Origin of the sequence: Bordetella genomosp. 4, assembly GCF_002261185.1 — a bacterium.
Lineage (GTDB): Bacteria > Pseudomonadota > Gammaproteobacteria > Burkholderiales > Burkholderiaceae_B > Bordetella_A.
Window position 1 is genome coordinate 1 of sequence record NZ_NEVQ01000004.1, and the last position, 23738, is coordinate 23738.

Annotated in this window: 19 protein-coding genes, 1 rRNA gene and 1 other RNA gene; 19 read left to right on the forward strand and 2 right to left on the reverse strand. The window is 60.9% G+C overall.

Annotated features, from left to right (window positions below):
* Both rrf and CAL20_RS04575 read left to right on the forward strand, forming a co-directional pair.
* Positions 1-100, forward strand: a 5S ribosomal RNA gene (gene rrf, locus CAL20_RS04570); the annotation flags it as partial.
* Between the two features lie 206 nt (positions 101-306).
* Entirely contained in the window at positions 307-675 is a 369-nt protein-coding gene (locus CAL20_RS04575) for a DUF4870 family protein (RefSeq protein ID WP_094837315.1), read from the forward strand.
* A gap of 203 nt (positions 676-878) precedes the next feature.
* Here CAL20_RS04575 and CAL20_RS04580 read toward each other — a convergent pair whose 3' ends face one another.
* Positions 879-1157: an SWIB/MDM2 domain-containing protein gene (locus CAL20_RS04580; protein WP_026641087.1), complete on the reverse strand. Its 279-nt coding sequence runs from the start codon at positions 1155-1157 to the stop codon at positions 879-881.
* A 146-nt stretch (positions 1158-1303) separates the two neighbouring features.
* On the opposite strand from CAL20_RS04580, the gene CAL20_RS04585 reads away from it, so the two are divergent.
* Together CAL20_RS04585 and pyrC are read left to right on the forward strand one after the other, a co-directional pair.
* Complete coding sequence (locus CAL20_RS04585) at positions 1304-2497, forward strand: M20 aminoacylase family protein (protein ID WP_094819915.1); 1194 nt, start codon at positions 1304-1306, stop codon at positions 2495-2497.
* 14 nt (positions 2498-2511) lie between these two features.
* Positions 2512-3570: a dihydroorotase gene (pyrC, locus tag CAL20_RS04590; RefSeq protein ID WP_094837316.1), complete on the forward strand. Its 1059-nt coding sequence runs from the start codon at positions 2512-2514 to the stop codon at positions 3568-3570.
* 127 nt (positions 3571-3697) lie between these two features.
* Here the strand turns inward: pyrC and CAL20_RS04595 are convergent, their stop codons facing one another.
* Positions 3698-5548 (reverse strand): ATP-binding cassette domain-containing protein, encoded by a 1851-nt coding sequence (locus CAL20_RS04595; protein ID WP_094837317.1) that lies wholly within the window; start codon positions 5546-5548, stop codon positions 3698-3700.
* A gap of 140 nt (positions 5549-5688) precedes the next feature.
* Here CAL20_RS04595 and rnpB point away from each other — a divergent pair.
* The 15 genes from rnpB (at position 5689) to ftsZ (ending at position 23539) form a co-directional block, all read left to right on the forward strand.
* Positions 5689-6103: RNase P RNA component class A (rnpB, locus tag CAL20_RS04600), an RNA gene on the forward strand.
* Between the two features lie 270 nt (positions 6104-6373).
* The gene (gene mraZ, locus CAL20_RS04605) at positions 6374-6802 is read left to right on the forward strand and encodes a division/cell wall cluster transcriptional repressor MraZ (RefSeq protein ID WP_094819937.1); all 429 of its coding nucleotides are present in this window, start codon (positions 6374-6376) and stop codon (positions 6800-6802) included.
* Positions 6803-6810: 8 nt separating this feature from the next.
* The gene (gene rsmH, locus CAL20_RS04610; protein WP_094819918.1) at positions 6811-7911 is read left to right on the forward strand and encodes a 16S rRNA (cytosine(1402)-N(4))-methyltransferase RsmH; all 1101 of its coding nucleotides are present in this window, start codon (positions 6811-6813) and stop codon (positions 7909-7911) included.
* Positions 7911-8207 carry a cell division protein FtsL gene (ftsL, locus tag CAL20_RS04615; RefSeq protein WP_094837318.1) on the forward strand — a complete coding sequence of 99 codons (297 nt, stop codon included), beginning with the start codon at positions 7911-7913 and terminating at the stop codon, positions 8205-8207. The genes rsmH and ftsL overlap by 1 nt, the downstream gene beginning before the upstream one ends.
* Positions 8204-9934 (forward strand): peptidoglycan D,D-transpeptidase FtsI family protein, encoded by a 1731-nt coding sequence (locus tag CAL20_RS04620; protein ID WP_094819920.1) that lies wholly within the window; start codon positions 8204-8206, stop codon positions 9932-9934. The genes ftsL and CAL20_RS04620 overlap by 4 nt, the downstream gene beginning before the upstream one ends.
* Positions 9931-12762: a bifunctional UDP-N-acetylmuramoyl-L-alanyl-D-glutamate--2,6-diaminopimelate ligase MurE/UDP-N-acetylmuramoyl-tripeptide--D-alanyl-D-alanine ligase MurF gene (murF, locus tag CAL20_RS04625; RefSeq protein ID WP_094837319.1), complete on the forward strand. Its 2832-nt coding sequence runs from the start codon at positions 9931-9933 to the stop codon at positions 12760-12762. The genes CAL20_RS04620 and murF overlap by 4 nt, the downstream gene beginning before the upstream one ends.
* On the forward strand, positions 12752-13921 hold the full coding sequence (gene mraY, locus CAL20_RS04630) for a phospho-N-acetylmuramoyl-pentapeptide-transferase (protein WP_094819922.1): 1170 nt from the start codon (positions 12752-12754) through the stop codon (positions 13919-13921). The genes murF and mraY overlap by 11 nt, the downstream gene beginning before the upstream one ends.
* On the forward strand, positions 13918-15453 hold the full coding sequence (gene murD, locus CAL20_RS04635) for a UDP-N-acetylmuramoyl-L-alanine--D-glutamate ligase (RefSeq protein ID WP_094837320.1): 1536 nt from the start codon (positions 13918-13920) through the stop codon (positions 15451-15453). Before mraY ends, murD begins: the two co-directional genes overlap by 4 nt.
* 1 nt (position 15454) lies before the next feature.
* On the forward strand, positions 15455-16648 hold the full coding sequence (gene ftsW, locus CAL20_RS04640) for a putative lipid II flippase FtsW (RefSeq protein WP_094819924.1): 1194 nt from the start codon (positions 15455-15457) through the stop codon (positions 16646-16648).
* On the forward strand, positions 16645-17718 hold the full coding sequence (gene murG / locus CAL20_RS04645; protein WP_094819925.1) for an undecaprenyldiphospho-muramoylpentapeptide beta-N-acetylglucosaminyltransferase: 1074 nt from the start codon (positions 16645-16647) through the stop codon (positions 17716-17718). The genes ftsW and murG overlap by 4 nt, the downstream gene beginning before the upstream one ends.
* Positions 17715-19121 (forward strand): UDP-N-acetylmuramate--L-alanine ligase, encoded by a 1407-nt coding sequence (gene murC, locus CAL20_RS04650; protein WP_094819926.1) that lies wholly within the window; start codon positions 17715-17717, stop codon positions 19119-19121. Before murG ends, murC begins: the two co-directional genes overlap by 4 nt.
* Complete coding sequence (locus CAL20_RS04655; protein WP_094819927.1) at positions 19118-20095, forward strand: D-alanine--D-alanine ligase; 978 nt, start codon at positions 19118-19120, stop codon at positions 20093-20095. Before murC ends, CAL20_RS04655 begins: the two co-directional genes overlap by 4 nt.
* Before the next feature lie 18 nt (positions 20096-20113).
* On the forward strand, positions 20114-20938 hold the full coding sequence (locus CAL20_RS04660) for a cell division protein FtsQ/DivIB (RefSeq protein WP_094819928.1): 825 nt from the start codon (positions 20114-20116) through the stop codon (positions 20936-20938).
* Between the two features lie 4 nt (positions 20939-20942).
* Entirely contained in the window at positions 20943-22169 is a 1227-nt protein-coding gene (ftsA, locus tag CAL20_RS04665; protein ID WP_094819929.1) for a cell division protein FtsA, read from the forward strand.
* A gap of 185 nt (positions 22170-22354) precedes the next feature.
* The gene (gene ftsZ, locus CAL20_RS04670) at positions 22355-23539 is read left to right on the forward strand and encodes a cell division protein FtsZ (RefSeq protein ID WP_094819930.1); all 1185 of its coding nucleotides are present in this window, start codon (positions 22355-22357) and stop codon (positions 23537-23539) included.
* Positions 23540-23738: the final 199 nt, after the last annotated feature.

Consider the following 23738-nt stretch of genomic DNA (forward strand, 5'->3'; position numbering starts at 1 on the left):
GCAAGGTGGTCCCACTCCTTCCCATCCCGAACAGGACAGTGAAACGCCTTTGCGCCGATGATAGTGAACATTCGTTTGTGAAAGTAGGTCATCGTCAGGCTCTTATCCCGCAAAACCCCTCCAGCATTCGCTGCGAGGGGTTTTGTCTTTGCGTAATCGTAAAATCAGCACCGCTCGGATCGTGCGCTGTTTGATTCTGAGCCGCTTTTCTACGCTGTGGCGCTCAAACCTCATCTCGATTTCTATCCCCGATCTGGCGTCTTTGTGCGGTAAGATTGGCTAAATCTATTCGATGGAGCGGTTATCGTGAGCGATCCCCAGATCCCTACTCAACCCAGCAATTCGCTCGACCTGCGTACGCTGACCCACGTCACCTATGGTTTATACGCCCTGGGTTTTGTGACTGGGGGCTTTTTGGGCATAGCGACATTGGCAGCTGTAGTGTTGATGTACCTCAAACGTACAGATGCAGCGGGAACGATGTATGCAGCGCATTTTGATTGGCTGCTACGTACGTTCTGGTGGGCGCTGTTGTGGCTTGCTATCAGCGCGATAGCTACGTTGATTTTTATCGGCTGGCTGGGTGTGGTGGCCACCGTTGTCTGGGTGCTCTATCGCCTGATTAAAGGCTGGCTCGCGCTCATGGAAGGCTCCGTGCCTACCCAGTACAGTTAACCCGCCTATGGCCGCCTGCGACGTTTATGGCGGCCAGTTTGAGTTTGTGCAGGTAAAAATAAAAACGGCTGACCGTGGTCAGCCGTTTTTATTTGGGCTCGCGTCTTGATGCACGCCCGGTGCGGCAAGCCCTGGGCGTATGGGCCGTCATAAACGGCCCACGACAGCAGATGGGGACGTACTGGGTACGACCCGTTGCCTGCTTACTTCAGGTGGGCGTTGACCAGCTTGGTCAATTCGAACATCGTGACCTGATCTTTACCAAAGATCGGACGCAGCTTGGCGTCAGCGTTGATGTTGCGTTTGTTGCTGGCATCTTGCAGGTTGTGCTTTTTGATGTATTCCCAGATCTTTTTGGTGACCTCGGTGCGCGGCACGGCGTCGGAGCCAATGACTGCCGCCAGCTCGGCGCTGGGGGTCAGGGGCTTCATGAATGCGGCATTCGGCTTGCGTGCGGTCGCGGGTTTGGAGGTTGTAGCCATATTACGGCGCTCCTTCTCTGGCTGTTGGAAAAATTGTCCTGCGGGCGGAGCATAACGTGTCTCTCTCTCAAAGACAAAGCCATTTATGCTCTGTAGCAACTAAAATAGGGGCTTGACCCCCTTCTGTTCAAGGTGCGTAACGTCTCATGTACGCAAGATCAGCACTAGATTCTATCCGTCTATTTCATGACGAGTTGACGGCGATACGCCGAGATTTGCATGCCCACCCGGAATTGGGCTTCGAAGAGGTGCGTACGTCAGGCATCGTGGCGGGCTCATTAGAGGCCCTGGGCATCGAAGTGCACCGGGGCATAGGCAAGACAGGGGTTGTGGGCGTTATACGCGGCAGAGGCCGCGATAGCGGGCGCATGATCGGTCTGCGCGCCGACATGGATGCGCTGCCCATGACGGAGGATAACAATTTTGCGTACAAGTCCAACAAACCGGGATTGATGCACGGTTGCGGACACGATGGGCACACCACGATTTTGCTGGGCGCTGCACGCTATCTGGCACAAACGCGCAATTTTGATGGTACTGCCGTGTTGATTTTTCAGCCGGCTGAAGAGGGCCGTGGCGGCGCAAAGGCCATGATGGAAGACGGGTTGTTTGATACCTTTCCATGTGATGCCATCTATGCACTGCATAATTGGCCGGGGTTAAAACCCGGCACCATCGGGATCAATCCCGGCCCCATGATGGCGGCAGCGGATCGTTTCGATATCACCATTACGGGGCGCGGCGGCCATGGCGCGCATCCCTACCAGACAATTGACCCGGTCACCATCGCGGGACACGTGATTACCGCGCTGCAGACGATTGTGTCGCGAAATGTTAATCCGCTGGATTCGGCGGTGTTGTCCATCGGATCGCTGCAGGCGGGGCATCCGGGCGCCATGAGCGTGATTCCCCGCGAAGCCAGGCTGGTGGGAACGGTTCGCACCTTCCGCAAATCGGTGCAGGAAATGGTCGAGACGCGGATGCGCGAGTTGGTCAATGCGATCGCCGGCGGTTTTGGGGCAACGGCTGAAATCGACTACCAGCGTATTTATCCCGCAACGCTGAATACGCCGCAGCACGCGAATCTGGTTGCTGATATCGCCACCGATATGATCGGCAAGGAAAACGTGGTGCGCGATCTGGTGCCTTCGATGGGCTCTGAGGATTTTTCGTTCATGCTGCAATCCCGGCCCGGCGCTTATTTCCGATTGGGCCAGGGCGGAGCCGAATCCGGCTGCGTACTGCATAATTCCCACTTCGACTTCAATGATGCTGTGATTCCGCTGGGTAGCGCGATGTTTTGCGCCTTGGCCGAGCGTGGCATGCCTTTGGCTGAATAAGCCAGGTTGCTCTCATGTCTGATCAAAACATTACTCAACTAACGATTACCCGTCCGGACGACTGGCATTTGCATTTGCGCGATGGTGCGGCATTGCAGGCTGTGGTGGGCGATACGGCACGGCAGTTTGCGCGCGCCATCATCATGCCTAATCTCCGTCCGCCTGTGACGACGACCGAGCAGGCGTTGGCGTATCGGCAACGGATCGAGGACGCCTTGCGCCAGCAGGAAAATGTTCCAGCTTTCACGCCGCTGATGACGCTCTACCTCACGGACAATACGACGGCCGAGGAAATCGTGCGCGCGCATGAGTCCGGCCAGGTCTACGCGGTCAAGCTTTACCCGGCAGGAGCGACGACGAACTCCGATGCTGGGGTGACGGATCTGCTGGGCAAATGCGGCAGTGCGCTGCAAGCGTTGGAACGTTGCGGCATGCCTCTATTGGTGCATGGCGAAGTCACCGATCCGGATATTGACGTGTTCGATCGCGAGGCGGTGTTCATCGATCGTGTGATGCTGCCATTGCGCAAGGCCTATCCCGGGTTGAAGGTGGTGTTTGAACACATCACGACCAAGGACGGCGCAGAGTATGTGCGTGACGCCGAGGGGCCGATAGCCGCGACGATCACGCCGCAGCACATGCTGTACAACAGGAACGCGATTTTCCAGGGCGGCGTGCGGCCGCATTGGTATTGCCTGCCCATCCTGAAGCGCGAGGTGCATCGCCAAGCGCTGGTCGATGCCGCCACGAGCGGCAGCCCGCGCTTTTTCCTGGGCACGGACAGCGCTCCGCACGCTCGCGGATTGAAAGAGCATGCTTGCGGCTGTGCGGGCTGCTACACCGCGCTGCATGCCATGGAACTCTACGCCACGGCATTCGAGCGCGCCGGGCGCCTGGATCGTCTGGAAGGTTTCGCCAGTTTCCACGGACCCGATTTTTACGGTCTGCCAAGAAACACCGATACGCTGACGTTGCGGCGCGAGTCGTTCTCGATTCCCGCTGAGTTGCCGTTTGGCGATACGTCGTTGGTCCCCCTGGCGGCCGGTGAAGCACTGGATTGGCGTGTGGCTTGAGGGCTTCTGGCGGTTGAGCCCCATCGCCTGGCTGGATCAGTATGGAATTGTGCCGCGCCTCGGGAGGTGCGAACTCCCCCCAAGGCGCCCCGCCCAAGTGGCAGGATTAGCAGTTGCAGTCTATTGATTAGCTGTCGCCGCGCCGAGCCTCCAGCAATTCCCAGCGGGCGAATTTTTCTTCCAGTTCTTTGTCCAGGGCCGCGAGTTCGGTATTGATGCGTTCGACTTCATCAGGCGCATCGCGATAGAGCGTACCGTCCGCCAAACGAGCGGATAGGTCTTCTTGGCGCGCCTCGATTTTGGCGATCGCGTCGGGTAACCCTTCGAGCTCGCGCTGTTCCCACGAACTGAGTTTGGCTACGCGGGTGGGCTTGGTACGTGGGGTCGCTGTCCCAGTGTCCGAGTTGTTGGTGGCCGTGGTGTTCGCGCCGCTGGTGGCCGCGCGCGCGGATTTGTCCGACTGGGCTGCAGGAACGGCTGAAGCCGGACGTTGAGCGACCCAGTCGTCGTAGCCGCCGACATAATCTCGCCATTTGCCCTCGCCTTCGTAGGCAATGGTCTGTGTCACCACATTATTAAGAAAGGCGCGATCGTGGCTGACAAGCAGGACGGTGCCGGTGTACTCCTGCAAGAGTTCCTCCAGCAGTTCCAGGGTCTCGATATCCAGATCGTTGGTGGGTTCGTCCAGGACCAGCACGTTCGCCGGGCGGGCAAACAGGCGTGCCAATAACAAACGTGCGCGCTCGCCGCCCGAGAGGCTGCTGACCGGAGATCCCGCCCGTGCAGGCGAAAACAGAAAATCGCCCAGGTAGCTCATGACGTGTTTGCGAGTTCCGCCGATCTCTACCCACTCGCTGCCTGGATTGATGATGTCGACCAGGCTCGCGTTTTCGTCGAGCTGTGCTCGCATCTGATCGAAGTAGGCAACCGACACGTTGGTCCCGATGCGGACGTTGCCGGTGTCTGGCGGGAGCTCGCCCAACATGATTTTCAATAGCGTGGTTTTGCCTGCGCCATTGGGTCCGATAATGCCGATGCGGTCGCCGCGCATGAGCGTGGTGCTGTAGTCTCGGATCACCACGCGGTCGCCAAAGCTTTTGGAGACGTTATCCAGCTCGGCGACCAATTTGCCTGAGCGCTGACCCTCGGCGATGGCCAGATTCACATTGCCCAGACGATCGCGACGTTCCGAGCGCTCGACGCGGAGCTGCTCCAGGCGCCGCACGCGGCCCTCGTTACGGGTGCGCCGGGCCTCGATGCCTTTGCGAATCCAGACTTCCTCTTGAGCGAGCAGTTTGTCGAACCGGGCGTTTTCCAGGCGTTCGGACTCCAACCATTGGGCTTTGCGCTCCTGCCATTGTGAGAAGTTGCCGGGAAAACTCAGCAGCTTGCCGCGGTCGAGTTCGACGATGCGCGTGGCAATCGCATCCAGAAAGCGCCGATCGTGGGTGATGATGACGGCCGCATCGCGCCAACTGCGAAGCAACTCCTCCAGCCAGGCAATGCCGGTGAAGTCCAGATGGTTGGTAGGCTCGTCGAGCAGCAAGAGGTCGGGTTCGTCTGCCAGTGCGCGCGCCAAAGCGACGCGTTTGCGCGTGCCCCCGGACAAACCGGCAATGCGCGCGTCGCCAGGCAGTCCGAGCCGTTCCAGCAAGGCCTGGACGCGCGATGGCCGTTGCCAGTCTTCATGATCATCCCCGCGGTTAAAGACCACGTCGTATACCGAGGCGTTTTCGTCGAGATCGGGTTCTTGCTCGACGGTGGCGACTTTCAGGCCAGAATTGCGAGCGATGTCGCCATCGTCAGGCACGTTGCGCCCATCCAGCAGACGTAATAGTGAACTCTTGCCGGCGCCGTTGCGGCCGATCAATCCGATACGTTCGCCTTCCTGGATGACGAAATCTGCGTGGTCCAGCAACGGATGGTGGCCGTACGCCAGTTGTACGTCCGTCAAGGTAATCAAAGTGTTGTTGGCCATGAAATAGACAAAGTGCGGTGATTTTCTGCGATAGCGCTATTGTCGCAGGTCGCGCGCCTTGCGTTCCGTATAGCGTCCGACCTGGCCTATCTAAATAGGGACCGAGTTGCCGCGCCCGCTTACCGTACAATGGCATCCGCAAGGCAGGTCGGGCAATCGCGGTGGGTGCGAATCCATCGAGGAAGGTCCGGACTCCACAGAGCAGGATAGCGGCTAACGGCCGTCCAGCCGCCGCCGGATTCAGTCCGGCCGGTGGCTGAGGAATAGGGCCACAGAGACGAGTCTGCGGCGCGGGCGCGCTTTGGCGCGCACCGGTACGGCCATCTCCGTACTGCGTCTGTCGGCGACGATGGGCGGCGTGGCAGGGTGAAACGCGGCAACCTCTATCCGGAGCAACACCAAATAGGCATGTGCACGGCTTTCGGGCCTGAAGGGCGGCTCGCTCTAGCATGCGGGTAGGTGGCTACAGCGGCTCAGCAATGATCCGCGCAGAGGAATGATTGCCCGCCGGGGTGACTCGGTGTACAGAATCCGGCCTATAGACCTGTCTTGCAGCTGAATACCGTCAACGGGGCGGCTTTGCTGCGGCAAGGCCGAACGTAAAACATTGAAAGGGCGCTCTATTTGTCCCACTCCTGACTAAGGACTTTTAATTGTTACTGCAACCCCCTGATTTATCAGGGGGTTTTTATTTTTGTCATTTTAAAAACTGTCCTAAGTCCTTGTTGTGATTGAAAAAATTGCAACCGCCCGCTTGACCCGCTTTGTCCATTACCGTAGAGTGGGAAAAAGTAGGAATTTGTGCAATTAAGTGGGGTAAATGTGGTGTTTCAGGGAAGCAGCGCGCTGACGCTCGATGCCAAGGGACGGATCTCGATTCCGACCCGGCATCGTGACGCGCTCGTTGCGCAGGCCGAAGGCCGGTTGACCCTGACTCGCCATCCTGATGGCTGCCTGTTGATGTATCCGCGGCAAGAGTGGGAAAAAAAGCGCGAGCAGATCGCCGCGTTTCCCATGTCGGCGCGCGCACTGCAGCGGCTGTTGTTGGGCAATGCCCAGGACGTCGAGATCGATGGTTCTGGCCGCGTGCTCATTGCGCCTGAACTGCGCAACGCTTCCGGTATGACGCGCGAGGTGATGATGCTCGGTATGGGCGCGCACTTCGAGCTGTGGGATGCCGCTTCCCTGGCCCGCCGCGAGGCGGAGGACCTGGCTCAGGGGATGCCGGACGTGTTGAACCAGTTTTCGTTCTGAAACCGAGTATGGAATTCGAACATCGGCCCGTGCTGCTGGCGCCGACGGTGGATGCGTTATTGCAGGCCGATTTTGGCGGCAAGGGCGCGTCACGGTCAGGCCAGGCGGATGACGCGCAGGCCGAGGCACGAGCTCACGCGCGCGTGCAACGCGGCGTGTTTGTCGACGGCACCTTCGGGCGCGGTGGGCATAGCAGTGAGTTGTTGAGCCGTCTGGGACCTGAGGCCCGGTTGGTGGTGTTCGACAAGGACCCTCAGGCGATTGCGGTGGCCACCGAGTTGGCGGCGCGCGATCGGCGAGTGACGGTCGTGCATGATGGTTTTGCCACCATGCGCGAGGCGTTGGCAGGACTCGGCATCGAGCATATCGATGGCGTGATGTTGGATCTTGGGGTGTCTTCGCCCCAATTGGATGATGCCGGACGAGGTTTTTCGTTTATGCGCGAAGGCCCGCTCGACATGCGTATGGATACGACCCGTGGCCCAACGGTTGCGGATTGGCTGGCAGATGCCAGTGTGGATGAGATGCGGGAGGTCATAGCAGATTATGGCGAAGAACGGTTTGCTTTTCAGGTTGCAAAGGCGATTGCTGCTCGCCGCGCAACACGGCCGCTGCGCACCACGCTCGAGCTTGCCGAGTGCGTCGCCAGCGCCGTCCGGACGCGCGAAAAAGGCCAGCACCCGGCCACTCGCACCTTTCAGGCTTTACGGATTTACATCAATCGGGAACTCGAAGAGCTCGCGCGCGCCCTCGCGTCAGCTTTAGAACTGCTTGCCCCAGGGGGGAGGTTGGCGGTGATCAGCTTTCATTCGCTCGAAGACCGCATGGTCAAACAGTGCATCGCGGCAGCGGCCAAGCCTGCTGTCGCGCATGCACGTTTGCCGTTGCGGGAGAGCGAGTTGCCCCAGCCATTGGTGCGTTCGCTGGGACGGGTGCTCGCCAGCGATGACGAGATTGCGGGCAATGCCCGGTCGCGTTCGGCGGTGCTGCGTGTCGCCGAGCGTACAGATACGCCCCTGGATGCTGATGCGGCAACGTTCGTGCCGGCCATGCGTGTGCCGGGCGAGTCGCCTGCCGCCAAGCGCGGCGCCAAACGGAGGCCACGCTAATGGCACGCTTGAGCCTCATCGTTTCTATATTGTTGATGCTGTCGGCCATCTCGCTGGTCACCAGCCGGTATCAATCGCGTCAACTCTTTATTGAATTAGAGCGCGGCAATACGCTGTCCAATACCTTGGACACTGATTGGCGGCGCCTGCAATTGGAACGCGCCGAGTTGGCGCGCAATGCGCGGATCGACCATGCGGCGCGTCAGGATCTGAAGATGATCCCGATCGTGCCTGACCGCACTATCTATTTGAATCAAGCGCCGATTCCGGCCCCGGCTGTCGGAGGCGTGCAATGAAGCGCGTGCCATTCTTCGACAATCCCATGCTGCGCGGGCAATTGCCTACCTGGCGTGCCCGGCTGGTGCTCGTGCTGTTGCTGGCCGCTTTTGTGGTGTTGGCAGGGCGCGCGTTGTATTTGCAGGGCCTCTCTACCGAGTTTTTGCAGCAGCAGGGCGAGCGCCGCTACGAGCGCACGCTGACGCTCGCCGCGACGCGCGGCAAGATTCTCGATCGTAATGGCGTGGTGTTGGCATCCAGTGTGCCGGCGCGTGCCATCTGGGCCATTCCCGAGGATGCGAAGCCGGCGACGGCAGAACAGCTCTCCAACCTGGCCAAGCTGCTGGGCCTGTCGGTCGCCGATCTGCGCGGCCGTTTGGCCGACGTCGACCGCAATTTCGTTTATCTCAAACGGCAAGTCCCCACAGACATCGCCGACCAGATCAAAAAACTCGAAGTCCCGGGCATTCACCAGCAAGCCGAGACGCGACGTTATTACCCGGACGGTGAAGTCACGGCCCACTTGGTGGGCTTTACCAGTGTTGAAGACTCGGGCCAGGAAGGCGTCGAGCTGACCTTCGACAAATTGCTGTCGGGCACAGCGGGCAGCCGCCGGGTGATCAAAGACCGGCTGGGCCGCGTGATCGAAGACGTCCAGGCCGTGACGGCGCCTGTCAACGGACGCGATCTGAGCCTGTCGATCGATGCTCGCTTGCAATATCTGGTGTTCCGCGAGCTGGGCGAGGCGGTGAAAAAGCACCAGGCCTCTGCGGCCAGCGCCATTATTATGGACGTGCGTACGGGCGAGATTCTGGCGTTGGCCAGTCTGCCGACGTTCGATCCGAATGATCGCGAAAGCTTTCAGACGCCTAATCTGCGCAATCGCGCTATTACCGATACGTTCGAGCCCGGCTCGATCATGAAGCCCTTTACCGCGGCCCTGGCGCTGGACCTGGGGCGTATCAATACCAAAACGCAGTTCGACACGGGCAATGGCGCATTCCGCTATCAGGGCAGCACGATTCATGATGTGAGCCGCAACGGCATGCTGAACGTGGCCGGCGTGCTGCGTCGTTCCAGCAATATCGGGATGACGATGATCGCGGAGAAGCTGCAGTCGCGCGAGATGTGGGAACGCTTTACTGAACTGGGTTTCGGCCGCGTGCCGCAACTGGGCTTCCCCGGGGCTGCGCCGGGCCGTTTGCGTCCCTGGGATCGTTGGCGCCTGATCGAAAAAGCCACGATGGCCTACGGGTATGGTTTGTCCGTGTCCTTGTTGCAGGTGGCGCGCGCCTATACCGTTTTCGCGCGTAACGGCGATATGGTGACACCTACCTTGATCAAGCGGGATAGCGATCCGACCAGCGTCAAAGTCTATAGCCCCGAGGTGGCGCAACTGGTGCGCAGCATGCTCGAGGCAGCTGCAGGCCCCGAGGGCACCAAAGCTGCACAGGTGCAGGGCTATCGGGTCGCCGGCAAGAGCGGTACGGCGCGCAAGATCGTGGACGGTAAATACAGTACCCAGCGCTATCGCAGTTCGTTTGTCGGGTTTGCGCCAGTGTCGAATCCGCGCATTGTCGTGGCCGTGTCCATTGACGAGCCCAAGGTCGGCGGTTATTACGGCGGCGCGGTCGCCGCGCCTGTGTTTTCCACGATCGTGGGCGGCAGCCTGCGCATGATGGGCGTGCAGCCGGATGCGCCGTTCGAATCTACCATCGTGGCTGGCGTACAGGAGAAAGCGCGATGACCGCCGCGCGCCAACTGTCCCCTGCTGCCCAGGCGTTGGCCTGGTTGCGCACGCATGCCGCGGCGGGCGCTGATTTGCGTCTGGATTCGCGCGAGATCGTGGCGGGTGATGTATTCGTGGCCTGCCCCGGCGGCTCGGTGGACGGCCGGGATTACATTGCGCGCGCGCTGGACCAAGGTGCTTCGGCAGTATTGTGCGAAGCCCCCGCGCCGGCCGGCGCTCAGAACGACGCCCGGGTACATGTTGTGCCGGCGTTGCGTACCTTGCTCGGCGAACTCGCTGACCAATGGTATGGGCAGCCTTCGGCGGCCTTGAGCGTGGTGGCGATTACCGGCACCAATGGCAAGACCTCCTGCGTGCAATGGATTTCGCAGGCGTTGACGGCCGCGGGCAAACCTTGCGGCAGCATTGGCACGCTGGGCGCTTTGTTGCCGGATGGGCAGTCGCTGGGCGGTAGCCTGACGACGCCGGACGTGTTGACCGTGCACCGCATCCTGGCGTTGATGCGTGAAGCGGGAGCCCAGGCGGTCGCGCTCGAAGCGTCGTCGATAGGCCTTGAGCAGGGGCGGTTGGATGCTGTGCGTATCGAGATTGCCGGTTTTACCAATCTGACCCGCGACCATCTGGACTACCACGGCTCGATGGACAGCTACGAGCAGGCCAAGGCACGATTGTTCCATTGGCCTGGCCTGGCCGCGGCCATCATCAACGCCGATGACGCGGCGGGCGAGCGATTGTTGCAATCGTTGCCGGATACCTTGGCATTGGGATATACCCAGCAGGATACGCCTGCTGCGTTTCAGGTGCGCGACCTGCAGGCGACGGCACATGGCCAGGTATTCACTTTGGTGTCGCCCGACGGTGAAGCGCAGATTGTGACGTCGCTTCTGGGGCGCCACAACGTCTCCAACCTGTTGCTGGTCGCTGGCGTGTTGTACAAACTGGGCTGGCCGCTAGCGCAGATCGCGCGCGCCTTGTCCGAGACTCGGCCTGTGGATGGCCGCCTGCAAGTGGTGGAGCCATTGACACTGAATGCAGGAGCGGCAGCAGGCCGTGGCCCTCTCGTGGTGGTGGACTACTCTCATACTCCGGACTCGTTGGCACGTGCCTTGACCGCACTGCGGCCTATCGCGGATGCGCGGGGCGGCAGGTTGGTGTGTCTGTTTGGATGCGGCGGTGAACGCGATGCCGGCAAGCGCCCGGAAATGGGGCGTATTGCCGCCGATCTGGCCGACAAGATTACGGTGTCCAGCGATAATCCGCGTGGTGAAGACCCTGCCGTCATCATTGCGCAGATCCTGCCCGGTATCCCGCGTGGCGCTCGGCTTACCGTTGAGGCAGATCGCGCGAGCGCGATCATGCAGACGATCTGGGCGTCTGAGCCCGATGATGTGATCTTGCTGGCCGGCAAGGGACACGAGACATACCAGGAAGTCGCCGGCGTCAAGTTGCCCTTCGACGATCGCGAATGGGCAAAGTTGGCTTTGCTGCTGCCGCATGCGGCAGCCTTGTCTACCGATACGCGAAAGGTTGGTGCCGATGAGGTATTCCTGGCCCTGGCGGGCGAGAACTTCGACGGTCATGACTATCTGTCGCAGGCTCAGCAGGCGGGGGCTTGCGCGGCCGTGGTGGCGCATCCGGTCGCTGACGTATCGTTGCCGCAACTGGTCCTGGGCGACACTCGTGTCGCGTTGATGCGCATTGGCGCTGCATGGCGTGCGCGATTCGCGCTGCCGGTGATTGGGGTAGCGGGCAGCAACGGCAAGACTACGACAAAAGAAATGGTCTCTGCGATTCTGGCCGATTGGCTGGGCGAAGCAGGCCGGCTGGCGACAGCTGGCAACTTTAATAATGACATTGGTGTGCCGCTGACGCTGCTGCGTTTGCGCGCACAGCATCGTGCGGCAGTATTTGAGCTGGGCATGAACCATCCCGGTGAAATCGCGGTCTTGGCGGCCATGGCGGCGCCCTCGGTCGTATTGATCACCAATGCACAGCGCGAACATCAGGAGTTCATGCACTCGGTCGAGGCTGTGGCGCAAGAAAACGGTGCGGCTATTGAGGCGCTGCCGGATGATGGCGTCGCTGTATTCCCCGGAGACGATGCGCATTGCGGCGTGTGGGAAGCCCAGGCCGCAGCGCGGCGCGTATTGCGGTTCGGCCTGCAGCCTGGATTGGACGTCTATGCCGAGAACATTACGGCAACCGAGCAGGGCACGCGCTGCCATGTCGTGACGCCGGCCGGATCTACGGATATGGTGCTGCCGGTCCCCGGCCTGCACAACGTACGCAATGCGTTGGCCGCTATCGCTGCCACGTTGGCAGTTGGTGCGCCGCTGGCTGCGGCCGTACGGGCATTGGAGTCGTTCAGCGCAGTGGCGGGGCGGATGCAACGCAAGGTTCTGCCCGACGGGACGACGCTGATCGACGATACCTATAACGCGAATCCGGACTCGGTACGCGCAGCGGTGGATGTCTTGGCGCGATTGCCCGGACCGCGCGCTCTGGTATTGGGTGATATGGGCGAGGTGGGCGATAACGGCCCTGCTATGCATCGCGAGGTGGGCGCGTATGCCCGTGAGCACGGTATCGACGCCCTCTATACGCTGGGAGAGGCCAGTCGCGACGCGGCGGCCGCGTTCGGCGATGGGGCCGTATCTTGCGAGTCTGTCGAAGCCATTGTGGAGGCGCTGCAAAGCATGCGTCCGGCGAGTTTATTAGTGAAGGGTTCGCGCTTTATGCGCATGGAGCGGGTGGTGAAGGTGCTGTCTACCGACAATAACAACAATATGACGGCTGCGCGCCAAGGAGGCTCTCATGCTGCTTGAAATCGCCCGTTGGCTGTCCGACGATGTGCGCGTCATCGGCGTGCTGGAATACATCACCATGCGCGCCGTGCTGGCATGCGCCACAGCCTTGTTGATCGGTCTGGTGGCCGGGCCTCGCGTGATTCGCAAATTGACCGAGATGAAGATCGGCCAGGCAGTCCGCGCCTATGGTCCGGAGTCGCATCTGGTAAAGAACGGCACGCCCACCATGGGTGGCGCGTTGATTCTGATTTCCATCGCTATCAGCACGTTGTTGTGGGCAGACTGGACCAACCGGTTTGTCTGGGTCGTGCTGCTCGTGACATTCGGATTTGGCTGGATAGGGTGGATGGACGACTACCGAAAAGTCGTGCATCGCGATCCTGAAGGCATGCCGGCACGGCAGAAATTCTTTTGGCAAGCCACCATCGGTCTGGTGGCTGCCGTGTATCTGGCGTTCGCAGTGTCGGCGCCGGCCAATGCCGAACTGTGGCCGTTGTTCAAGGCATGGGTAGGCAGCGGTTTCACGATGCCTTTGCCGACCCGGGCCGATTTGATCGTGCCGTTCTTTAAATCCGTCAGCTATCCGCTGGGTGTGCTTGGGTTTGTGGTCCTGACATGGGCCGTGATCGTGGGCACGAGCAATGCAGTGAATCTGACTGACGGCCTGGACGGTCTGGCCATCATGCCGACGGTCATGGTCGGCAGTGCGCTGGGGATCTTTGCGTACGTGGTCGGCCGTGTCGACTTTTCCAAGTATCTGCTGTTCCCCTATATCCCGGGGGCGGCCGAGCTGATGGTGCTGTGCGCCGCGATTGGCGGGGCTGGGTTGGCGTTCCTTTGGTTCAACGCTTATCCGGCACAGGTTTTCATGGGTGACGTGGGGGCGCTGGCACTGGGCGGCGCGCTTGGCACGATCGCGGTGATCGTGCGTCAGGAAATCGTCTTGTTCATCATGGGCGGCGTGTTTGTGGTGGAAACCCTGTCCGTGATGATGCAGGTGACGTGGTTCAAGTACACCAAACGCAAATATGGACAGGGGCGGCGGATTTTTCGCATGGCGCCGCTGCATCACCATTTTGAAGTCGGCGGCTGGAAAGAAACCCAGGTCGTCGTGCGGTTTTGGATCATCAGCATGATGCTGGTGCTGATCGGCCTTTCTACTCTGAAGTTGCGATGAATAGTCCAGACACCCTTCGCGCGGAGTCGCCGCTTGTCCTGATCCTCGGATTGGGCGAGACGGGCGTGGCCGCCGCTCGCTGGTGCGCCCGCCAAGGGGCGGCGCTGCGAGTGGCCGACACGCGTGCCGAGCCGGGCGGATTGGCTGCGTTGAAATCCGCTTTGTCTGAAAGCGGATCGGACGTGGATTACCGTCTGGGTTGTGGGGATGTCTTTGATCCGGCGCTGCTCGATGGTGTGTCGCAACTGGTGCTCAGCCCTGGCTTGGCTCCAAATCAGCCGCCTGCGCAGGCGTTGTTGCAACTGGCGACTGAGCGCGGCATTGAGATCGTTGGTGAAATCGAGTTGTTCGCCCGGGCATTGGCCGAGTTGGCGGCATCTCGGGAATATCGCCCGCACGTATTGGCAGTGACCGGCACCAACGGCAAGACCACAGTGACGGCAATGACGCGGCAACTGGTCGAAGCCGGAGGCTTCAGCGCGCGTGCCGCGGGCAACATCAGCCCGGCCGCTCTGGCCTCGCTGATGGAAGCGCTCGATGAAGACGATCTGCCCCAGGTATGGGTGTTGGAGTTGTCCAGTTTCCAGTTGGAAACGACGCAGAGTCTGTCGCCCGATGCCGCAACCGTATTGAATGTGACGCAGGACCATCTGGATTGGCATGGCGACATTGAAGCCTATGCCAAGGCTAAAGCCCGCTTGCTGCACCTCGCGCGCGTGTCTATCGTGAACCGTGATGACCCGAGGGTCGCCGCCATGGTCCAGGCATTGCCGGATTTGAATGTGCGCTCGTTCGGGCGCGACATGCCGGAGTTGATCGGTGATATGGGTATGGAGCTGGGCCAAGGTATGGCGTGGCTCGTAGCCTGCGAATCTACTGATTTTGACGAGCCGGCCCCTCCGGTCAAGCGCAAGAAAAACGCGCCGCCCCCGCAACGGGAGCCCGGGCGCATCAGCCGCTTGATGCCGCTGGACGCGTTGCGTATCCGTGGGCTGCACAATGGTTTGAACGCGTTGGCGGCTTTGCAATTGGCTCGTGTGCTGAATATTGGCTGGGGCCCCATGTTGCGCGCGTTGCGTGAATACACGGGTGAGCCGCATCGGGCGGCGTTCGTGCGTTCGGTCAGTGGCGTGGATTACATCAACGACAGCAAAGGCACCAATGTCGGCGCTACCGTCGCAGCATTGGAAGGGCTGGGCCAGCCCGTTGTTCTGATTGCAGGCGGATTGGGCAAAGGCCAGGATTTTTCACCATTGTCCCCCGTCGTGGCGCGCTACGCTCGCGCCGTGGTGTTGATCGGCACCGACGGCCCCGAGATTGGGCGCGTGCTGGCCGAGACCGGTGTGCCGTGCGTTTCCGCAAAAGATATGCGTGAGGCAGTTCGCCGCAGCGCCGAACTGGCCGAGCCTGGCGATGCCGTGCTGTTATCGCCGGCGTGCGCCAGCATGGACATGTTCCGTAATTACCCGCATCGTGGTGCGGTGTTCGCCGAAGAGGTTGAAGACCTCGCGCGCGATCACGGAGAGGTGTGAGATGAGTCTATTCGCCGAACTCACCACCAGCCTCAACGCCGTCCGACCAGGACGGACTCGCATGCGCAATTACGATGCGCCGCTGGTGCTGGCGTCTGTGACGCTGCTGTTGCTCGGCCTGTTGATGGTCTATTCAGCGTCGATCGCGTTGGCCGATGGCCCTCGTTATGCCTCGTATGGCCGGTTCTATTTCGTGATCCGCCATGGTTTGTTCCTCGCGGCCGGCTTGATCGCAGGCGCCGTTGCATTGTCGATGCCCATGCGATTCTGGCAACGCATGGCTGTGCCGGGATTCATGGTCGCGTTGGCCTTGTTGCTCGCCGTGCTGATTCCCGGTATCGGCCGTGAGGTCAATGGCGCGCATCGCTGGATTCCGCTGGGCCCGCTGAACTTTCAGCCGTCTGAATTGATGAAGTTGTGTGCCTTGCTGTACGCGGCGGATTACACCGTGCGCAAGCAGGAATACATGCAATCGTTCGTGCGCGGCTTTTTGCCTATGGCTTTCGCCTTGGGTGCGGTGGGGATGCTGTTGTTGCTGGAGCCCGACTTGGGCGCGTTCATCGTGATCGTGGCGATCGCGATCGGCATCCTGTTTGTAGGAGGCATCAACGGCAAATACTTCAGCTGCCTCACGGGCGTGATGGTCGGGACTTTTCTCCTGTTGATCTGGTTGTCGCCGTGGCGGCGTGCACGTTTGTTTGCCTATCTGGATCCCTGGGATGATGCCAACGCGTATGGCAGTGCCTATCAGCTGTCGCATTCGCTGATCGCCTTGGGCCGTGGCGAATGGTTTGGCGTTGGGTTGGGCGCCAGCGTGGAAAAATTGCATTACCTGCCAGAGGCGCATACCGACTTTCTAATGGCCGTCGTGGGCGAAGAGCTGGGTTTCGCCGGCGTGCTGCTGGTGTTGTTCCTGTTTGTCGTCATTATTCAGCGTGGCTTTGACATTGGCCGGCAGGCCATCGCGATGGAGCGCACTTTTGCCGGGCTGGTCGCGCAGGGCGTCGCCATCTGGATTGGTGTGCAGGCATTTATCAATATGGGCGTTTGCCTGGGACTGTTGCCGACCAAGGGGCTGACGCTGCCGTTGATGAGCTATGGCGGCTCGGGCATTGTGATGAACCTGGTCGCACTGGCCATTTTGCTGCGGGTCGATATCGAGAACCGCATCATGATGCGAGGGGGGCGTGTATGACGGCGCCCACTATTCTGATCATGGCAGGCGGTACGGGCGGACACATCATGCCTGGCTTGGCTGTCGCGCAGATTCTGCGCGAACGCGGCTGGCGCGTGTTGTGGCTGGGCAACCCCGACAAAATGGAAGGCCGCCTGGTGCCTTCCCGCGGTTTTGATCTGGTGCCGATGCGCTTTCAGGGCGTACGCGGACGAGGTGTCATGGCATTGCTCAAGCTGCCGTTCCTGTTGGCGCGCGCTTGCATGCAAGCCTGGCAGCGTCTGTCGCAGGTCCGTCCCGATGTGGTGTTGGGCATGGGCGGCTATGTGGCCTTTCCTGGCGGCATGATGGCGTCGCTGCGCGGCATGCCCTTGGTGGTGCATGAGCAAAACGCGGTGGCCGGCACCGCCAACCGATGGTTGGCCAAGCGTGCCCGCCGTGTGCTGAGCGGTTTTCCGAATGTGCTGCCGCGTGGGGAGGTCCTCGGAAATCCGGTGCGCCAAGATCTGTGCGCGCTGCCGGAGCCTGCGGCGCGTTATGGCGGGCGTACCGGGCCGTTGCGTGTTCTGGTTGTGGGAGGCAGTCTCGGCGCACAAGCATTGAATACCGTGTTGCCTCGCGCGCTGGCCTTGATCGAGCCGCAGGCCCGTCCGGAAGTCACCCACCAAGCCGGCGAACAACATCTGCAAGCATTGCGTGACGGTTACGCCCAAGCGGGCGTGCAAGCGGATTGCCGGGATTTTATTGACGACATGTCCGCCGCGATGGCGCAGGCCGATGTATTGATTTGCCGTGCGGGTGCGATGACGGTGGCCGAGGTTGCCGCTGCGGGTGTGGCGGCGTTGTTTGTGCCGTTTCCGCATGCCATTGATGACCATCAGACCGCAAACGCCCGTTTTTTGAGCGATGTGCAGGCCGCCTGGCTGTGCCCGCAACCCGAACTGACGCCTGAGTGGCTGGCTGAATGGTTACGCCAGCGCACGCGTCCTGAACTCCAGTCCGTGGCGGAACGGGCGCGTCATCATGCGCGTCCGCAAGCTGCGGCAGATATCGCCGATGTCTGCGAACAAGCAGCGAGGCGCGCAACATGAAACACAGAATCCAGCATATTCATTTCGTCGGTATCGGCGGTTCGGGCATGAGCGGCATCGCCGAGGTGCTGTTGAACCTCGGCTATACCATCAGCGGTTCCGATCTGAGCGAGTCGGCGGTCACCCGTCGTCTAGCCTCGCTGGGAGCGACGGTCGCCCTCGGCCACACGGCCTCGAACGTCGCTGGCGCCGACGCGATCGTGACCTCCACAGCCGTTGCCGGGGACAACCCCGAGGTCATCGCCGCGCGCGCGGCAGGTATTCCCGTGGTGCCGCGCGCCATCATGCTGGCCGAGTTGATGCGTTTGAAGCGTGGCATCGCCGTGGCCGGTACGCATGGCAAGACGACCACGACTAGCCTGGTCGCCAGCATCCTGGCGGCAGGCGATCTGGACCCGACCTTTGTGATTGGCGGCCGCTTGAATTCGGCTGGCGCCAATGCACGGTTGGGCCAAGGCGAATACATCGTGGTCGAGGCCGACGAATCTGATGCGTCGTTCCTTAACCTGTTGCCCGTCATGGCGATCGTGACCAATATCGACGCCGACCATATGGACACCTATGGTCATGACGTCGCGCGATTGAAGAGTGCATTCATCGAGTTCACGCAACGCCTGCCGTTCTATGGCAGCGCGGTGTTGTGCGCGGACGATGCGAACGTACGCGAGATCATGCCGTTCGTATCGCGGCCGATTACGACCTATGGCCTGAGCCCAGACGCCCAGGTCCGCGCTGAAAACGTGCAAGCCGATGGCACCCGCATGCGCTTTACTGTGCTACGTCAGGATCGGGATGTCTCGTTGCCGCCTCTGGACGTGGAGCTCAACCTGCCAGGGCTGCATAACGTGCGCAACGCGTTGGCCGCCGTGGCAGTCGCGACCGAGCTGGGTGTGAGCGATCAGGCGATTTGCCAGGCTTTGACGTCATTCACTGGTGTTGGCCGCCGCTTTACGCAAACGGGTGACTTCGCCGTGCCTGCGGACCACGGCGGCGGAACATTTACCGTGATCGACGACTATGGCCATCATCCGGTGGAAATGGCTGCGACATTGGCTGCAGCACGGGGCGCTTGGCCGGATCGGCGCATCGTCTTGGCTTTTCAACCGCACCGCTATACCCGCACACGCGATTGCTTCGAGGATTTCGTCCGCGTGCTGGGCAATGCCGATGCCGTATTGCTGACCGAGGTCTACGCCGCAGGCGAGCCGCCGCTGGTGGCAGCCGACGGCCGTGCCTTGTCGCGTGCGCTGCGTGTCGCAGGACGTGTGGAACCCTTGTTTGTGGAAGACGTATCCGAATTGCCGCAGGCCATTGTGGACTTCGTGCGTGACGGTGACGTGGTTGTGGTCATGGGCGCTGGCTCGATCAGCAAAGTGCCCGGCTTGGTAGGAGAGTTGGCATGAGCCAGGCGGCAAAACAGCCCATCGATGTGAAGGCCTTGGGCAAGGTTGGCGTCTTGTATGGCGGCCGGTCCGCCGAACGCGATGTGTCGATCATGTCTGGGCAAGGCGTGCATCAGGCCTTGCAGAGCGCGGGCGTCGATGCGCATCTGTTCGACACGGGCGAACGTTCGCTGGCGGATTTGGCAGCAGCGGGCTTTGATCGCGTATTCATTGCGTTGCACGGCCGCTATGGCGAAGACGGCACCTTGCAAGGGGCGTTGGAATTGCTGGGATTGCCTTATACGGGCAGCGGCCCCATGGCGTCCAGCCTGGCCATGGACAAGACCATGACCAAGCGTGTGTGGTTGCAATATGGCTTGCCTACGCCAGCCTTTGAGTCGCTGGACGCGCAATCCGAGCTGCGCACCGTGCCCGATCGTCTGGGTCTGCCGTTGATCCTGAAGCCGCCGCATGAAGGTTCGACCGTCGGTATTACCAAGGTCGTGGGTTATTCCGACATGAAAGAGGCCTACGCGCAGGCAGCACGTTTTGACGACGAGGTTCTGGCCGAGCAATTCATCGTTGGACGCGAGTTGACCGTGGCGGTGTTGGGTACCGGGCATGCAGCGCGCGCGTTGCCGGTGATCGAGATCGTTGCGCCTGGCGGCAACTACGACTACGAGCACAAATATTTTTCCGACGAGACACAGTATTTTTGTCCCGCCAACCTGCCCGACGACGTGGCGCGTCGTGTTGAAGATATCGCCGAACGCGCCTATCGCGCGCTGGGTTGCGCAGGCTGGGGGCGTATTGATTTCATGCTGGACGCGAATAACCAGCCGTGGTTGCTGGAGGCCAATACCTCGCCGGGGATGACCAGTCATTCGCTGGTCCCCATGGCTGCCAAGGCAGTAGGTATGAGTTACGCCGAACTGTGTGTCGCTATTTTGTCCGAGGCTTCGTGCAAGGTGCACAGCCCCGCCCGTCAATCGTAATTTGAATCGGAATCTTCTGTGTGGAACGACGCTCGCACCACCAACCTGATTGCCAACACGCTCGCCGTGCTGGCAGTGGTGGCCATGCTCGCGGCATGCGTAGTGTGGATCGGGCATCGTCCGTACTTCACGTTGTCGGCGATCGAACTGGAGCCTGCTCCCGACACGGAGTTGCATTACGTATCGGCAGAGTCCGTGCGGGCGGTGATCGCCCATCGATTCGACGGGAACTTTTTTACCGTGAATCTGGACGAAGCCCGCGAAGTGTTCGAATCGGTGCCTTGGGTACGTCGCGCATCGATCCGGCGCATCTGGCCTGGAACCCTGCGTGTGCAGATCGAGGAAGAGCAACCGCTGGCGCTATGGAACGAAAACCAGATGATCAACACCTGGGGCGAGGCGTTCACAGCGAATACGGGCGAGCTCGACGACGATACGGAATTGCCGCAGTTCTCCGGGCCCGAGGGCACCGAGGGGTTGGTAGTGCAGCGTTACGCCGAATTGGCCCGTTGGTTCGCACCGCTGGATTTACATGTGCGCGAGCTGGACTTGAGCCCGCGTTATGCCTGGAAAGCCACCTTGTCCAACGGTCTGGTGCTCGACCTGGGCCGCGATCCGGGGGCCGATGCGCCCGATCCGCATGGCGTGCCCGGCGCGCTGCCGTTCGCAGCCCGTATCCAGCGGTTCGTGCAAGCCTGGCCGGCCGTGGTCAGCCGGCTCGAGGGCCGCGGCGTGACGCAGGCCGACCTACGTTATCCCAACGGGTTCGCCCTGGCTTTGGCACCGCTGCCGGAAGGGCAACCGAAATCGAAATCCTCATCCACATCTTCAAAGAAGCGTTAACGCCATGACCCGTGACATCAAGGACCTCATCGTCGCCCTCGATATCGGCACTAGCAAAGTAGTAGCCGTGGTCGCCGAAATCCTGCCGGAAGGGCGTTTTGAAGTGCTCGGCCTTGGCCAGCACGAATCGCGCGGCATGCGCAAGGGCGTGGTCGTCAATATCGAGACCACCGTCAACTCCATTCAGCGGGCGCTCGAAGAGGCCGAGCTGATGGCCGACTGCAAAATCCGCGACGTCTATACCGGCATCGCGGGCAGCCACATCCGCAGTTTTAATTCGAGCGGCATGGTGGCAGTCAAAGACAAGGAGGTCACTGCCACCGACGTCGCGCGTGTGATCGAAACGGCCAAAGCGGTGAACATCCCCACCGATCAACAAGTACTGCACGTGTTGACCCAGGAATTCATCGTCGATGGCCAGGAAGACATCCGCGAGCCCATCGGCATGAGCGGTTTGCGTCTCGAGGTCCGCGTGCACATCGTCACCGGCGCTGTCAGCGCGGCGCAAAACATCGTCAAGTGCGTGCGCCGTTGCGGCCTGGAAGTACAAGACCTGATTCTGCAGCCGCTGGCCTCCAGCCTGGCCTGCCTGACCGCCGACGAGAAAGAGCTCGGCGTGGTACTGGTCGATATCGGTGGCGGCACAACGGATGTGGCGATCTATACCGGTGGTGCGATTCGTCACACTGCAGTGCTGCCGATCGCAGGCGACCAGATCACGAACGACATCGCTGCGATGCTGCGCACGCCCACGCCGGATGCCGAAGAAATCAAACTGCGGTACGGCGTGGCCAAGCAAGTCCTGGCGCGCCCTGACGAGTCGGTCGAGGTGCCGGGACTGGGCGATCGCGGCCCGCGCCAGGTGAAACGCCAGGCACTGGGTGCCGTGATCGAGCCGCGCGTCGAAGAGCTGTTTTCGCTGGTGCAACAAGTCGTGCGGGAGTCGGGCTACGAAGACCTCCTGGCTTCGGGCGTGGTGTTGACCGGAGGCTCTGCACAGATGCCCGGCATGATCGAACTGGCCGAGGACGTGTTCCTCAAGCCGGTACGCGTGGCCACGCCCGAGTACGAAGGCAGCCTGTCGGATGTGATGCGCAATCCGCGTTTCTCGACCGTGATGGGCTTGTTGCAGGAAGCACGTATGCAGCGTGTGCGGGGCCGCAAAGTGGCTGCACAGACGGGCAACTTCAAGAGCCTGTTGGCTCGTATGAAGGAGTGGTTCATGAATTGATCAAGGGGCAGACCGGGGCCTGCTCCTGGCTTGATCCGTCGAAAGACGGCGCAGGCCGAATAGGGGAGACGTTTCAAACCCGTTGCGGATCATCCGATCGGCGTCGGCTTTGAAGCGATTCACAAAAGCATAGGTTGTTGGGGAATTTTTGTGATTTGCATATCCAGACTTGTGAGGGAGTCATCATGATGAACTTTGAAATGCTTGAGAACAACACCAAAGGGACCGTCATCAAGGTCGTAGGTGTTGGCGGTGCAGGCGGCAATGCCGTCGCGCACATGATCCGTAGCGGCGTCAACGGCGTGGATTTCATCTGCGCTAATACTGACGCCCAAGCGCTGGCGGCTACCAATGCGCCGGTGCAGATTCGCCTGGGCCGCACGGGCCTGGGTGCTGGTGCCAAGCCTGAACAAGGCCGCGCATCGGCAGAAACCGCACGCGAAGAAATCCGTTCGGCTTTGAACGGCGCTCATATGGTGTTCATCACCGCTGGTATGGGTGGCGGCACGGGAACGGGGGCTGGTCCGGTGGTGGCAGAAGTCGCCAAAGAACTGGGCATCCTGACCGTGGGCGTCGTGACCAAACCCTTCACCTTCGAAGGCAACAAGCGCCTGAAGATGGCTGAAGAGGGCATTAACGAGCTGGCCAAGCACGTACATTCTCTCATCGTGGTGCTCAACGAGAACCTCTATGAGCTGATGGACGAGGACGCCACGCAAGAAGATTGCTTCAAGTCCGCCGACGATATTCTGCACAACGCATGCGCCGGTATCGCCGAGATCATCAACGTCGAAGGCAACGTGAACGTTGACTTCGAAGACGTCAAGACGATCATGGGCGAACAAGGCCAGGCCATGATGGGCACGGCGACCGCCAGCGGTGCCGATCGTGCCCGCGTGGCAGCCGAGCAAGCCATCGCTTGCCCGCTGCTCGAAGGCGTGGACCTGAACGGCGCTCGCGGCGTGTTGGTCAACATCACCGCCAGCCGCTCGCTGAAGATGCGCGAAACGCGCGAAATCATGGAAACGATCCGCAGCTACGCTTCGGACGACGCGACCGTGATCTTCGGTACGGCTTACGATGAGTCCATGGCCGACAGCCTGCGCGTGACCGTGGTCGCTACCGGCCTGGGCCGTGCCGTTGCCGCACCGAAGCTGGTGCAAAACGTGGCCGAAGGCCTGCGTACCGGTACCGACAACATGCCTGTGATGGGCGGGATGATGGGCCAGCAGGGCGACTACCGCAATCTGGACATGCCTTCGGTGATGCGTAACCCGCGCACCCAGGCGTCGGCCCAGGTGCGTGCTCTGGAAAGCTCGGGGATGGATCACTTCGATATCCCGGCATTCCTGCGCAAGCAAGCGGATTGATGTTGCGTTAAAACGGGCTGGGGAACTGGCCCGACTCCCTCAGCGCCGGCCCGTTTCCCCTGACGGGCCGGACGCCGGGCGGTGTGCGCGCGACAGTTTTGTCTTGCTTTCAATACCGTCCGATAGCAGATGTAATGTGTTCGGTACAGTGGGGCAGATGTGTCGGCAGATGTATCAAAAGCGTGGCGCAGGGCGCCTG

Bases quoted from the DNA above. Each gene is read 5' to 3' on its own strand.
- murF (WP_094837319.1), top strand. From the start codon at position 9,931: ATGACCGCCGCGCGCCAACTGTCCCCTGCTGCCCAGGCGTTGGCCTGG.
- CAL20_RS04585 (WP_094819915.1), top strand. From the start codon at position 1,304: ATGTACGCAAGATCAGCACTAGATTCTATCCGTCTATTTCATGACGAG.
- ftsW (WP_094819924.1), top strand. From the start codon at position 15,455: ATGAGTCTATTCGCCGAACTCACCACCAGCCTCAACGCCGTCCGACCA.
- CAL20_RS04655 (WP_094819927.1), top strand. From the start codon at position 19,118: ATGAGCCAGGCGGCAAAACAGCCCATCGATGTGAAGGCCTTGGGCAAG.
- ftsA (WP_094819929.1), top strand. From the start codon at position 20,943: ATGACCCGTGACATCAAGGACCTCATCGTCGCCCTCGATATCGGCACT.
- CAL20_RS04580 (WP_026641087.1), bottom strand. From the start codon at position 1,157: ATGGCTACAACCTCCAAACCCGCGACCGCACGCAAGCCGAATGCCGCA.
- murG (WP_094819925.1), top strand. From the start codon at position 16,645: ATGACGGCGCCCACTATTCTGATCATGGCAGGCGGTACGGGCGGACAC.
- ftsL (WP_094837318.1), top strand. From the start codon at position 7,911: ATGGCACGCTTGAGCCTCATCGTTTCTATATTGTTGATGCTGTCGGCC.
- ftsZ (WP_094819930.1), top strand. From the start codon at position 22,355: ATGATGAACTTTGAAATGCTTGAGAACAACACCAAAGGGACCGTCATC.
- CAL20_RS04595 (WP_094837317.1), bottom strand. From the start codon at position 5,548: ATGGCCAACAACACTTTGATTACCTTGACGGACGTACAACTGGCGTAC.
- mraY (WP_094819922.1), top strand. From the start codon at position 12,752: ATGCTGCTTGAAATCGCCCGTTGGCTGTCCGACGATGTGCGCGTCATC.
- rsmH (WP_094819918.1), top strand. From the start codon at position 6,811: ATGGAATTCGAACATCGGCCCGTGCTGCTGGCGCCGACGGTGGATGCG.
- murC (WP_094819926.1), top strand. From the start codon at position 17,715: ATGAAACACAGAATCCAGCATATTCATTTCGTCGGTATCGGCGGTTCG.
- pyrC (WP_094837316.1), top strand. From the start codon at position 2,512: ATGTCTGATCAAAACATTACTCAACTAACGATTACCCGTCCGGACGAC.
- murD (WP_094837320.1), top strand. From the start codon at position 13,918: ATGAATAGTCCAGACACCCTTCGCGCGGAGTCGCCGCTTGTCCTGATC.
- CAL20_RS04620 (WP_094819920.1), top strand. From the start codon at position 8,204: ATGAAGCGCGTGCCATTCTTCGACAATCCCATGCTGCGCGGGCAATTG.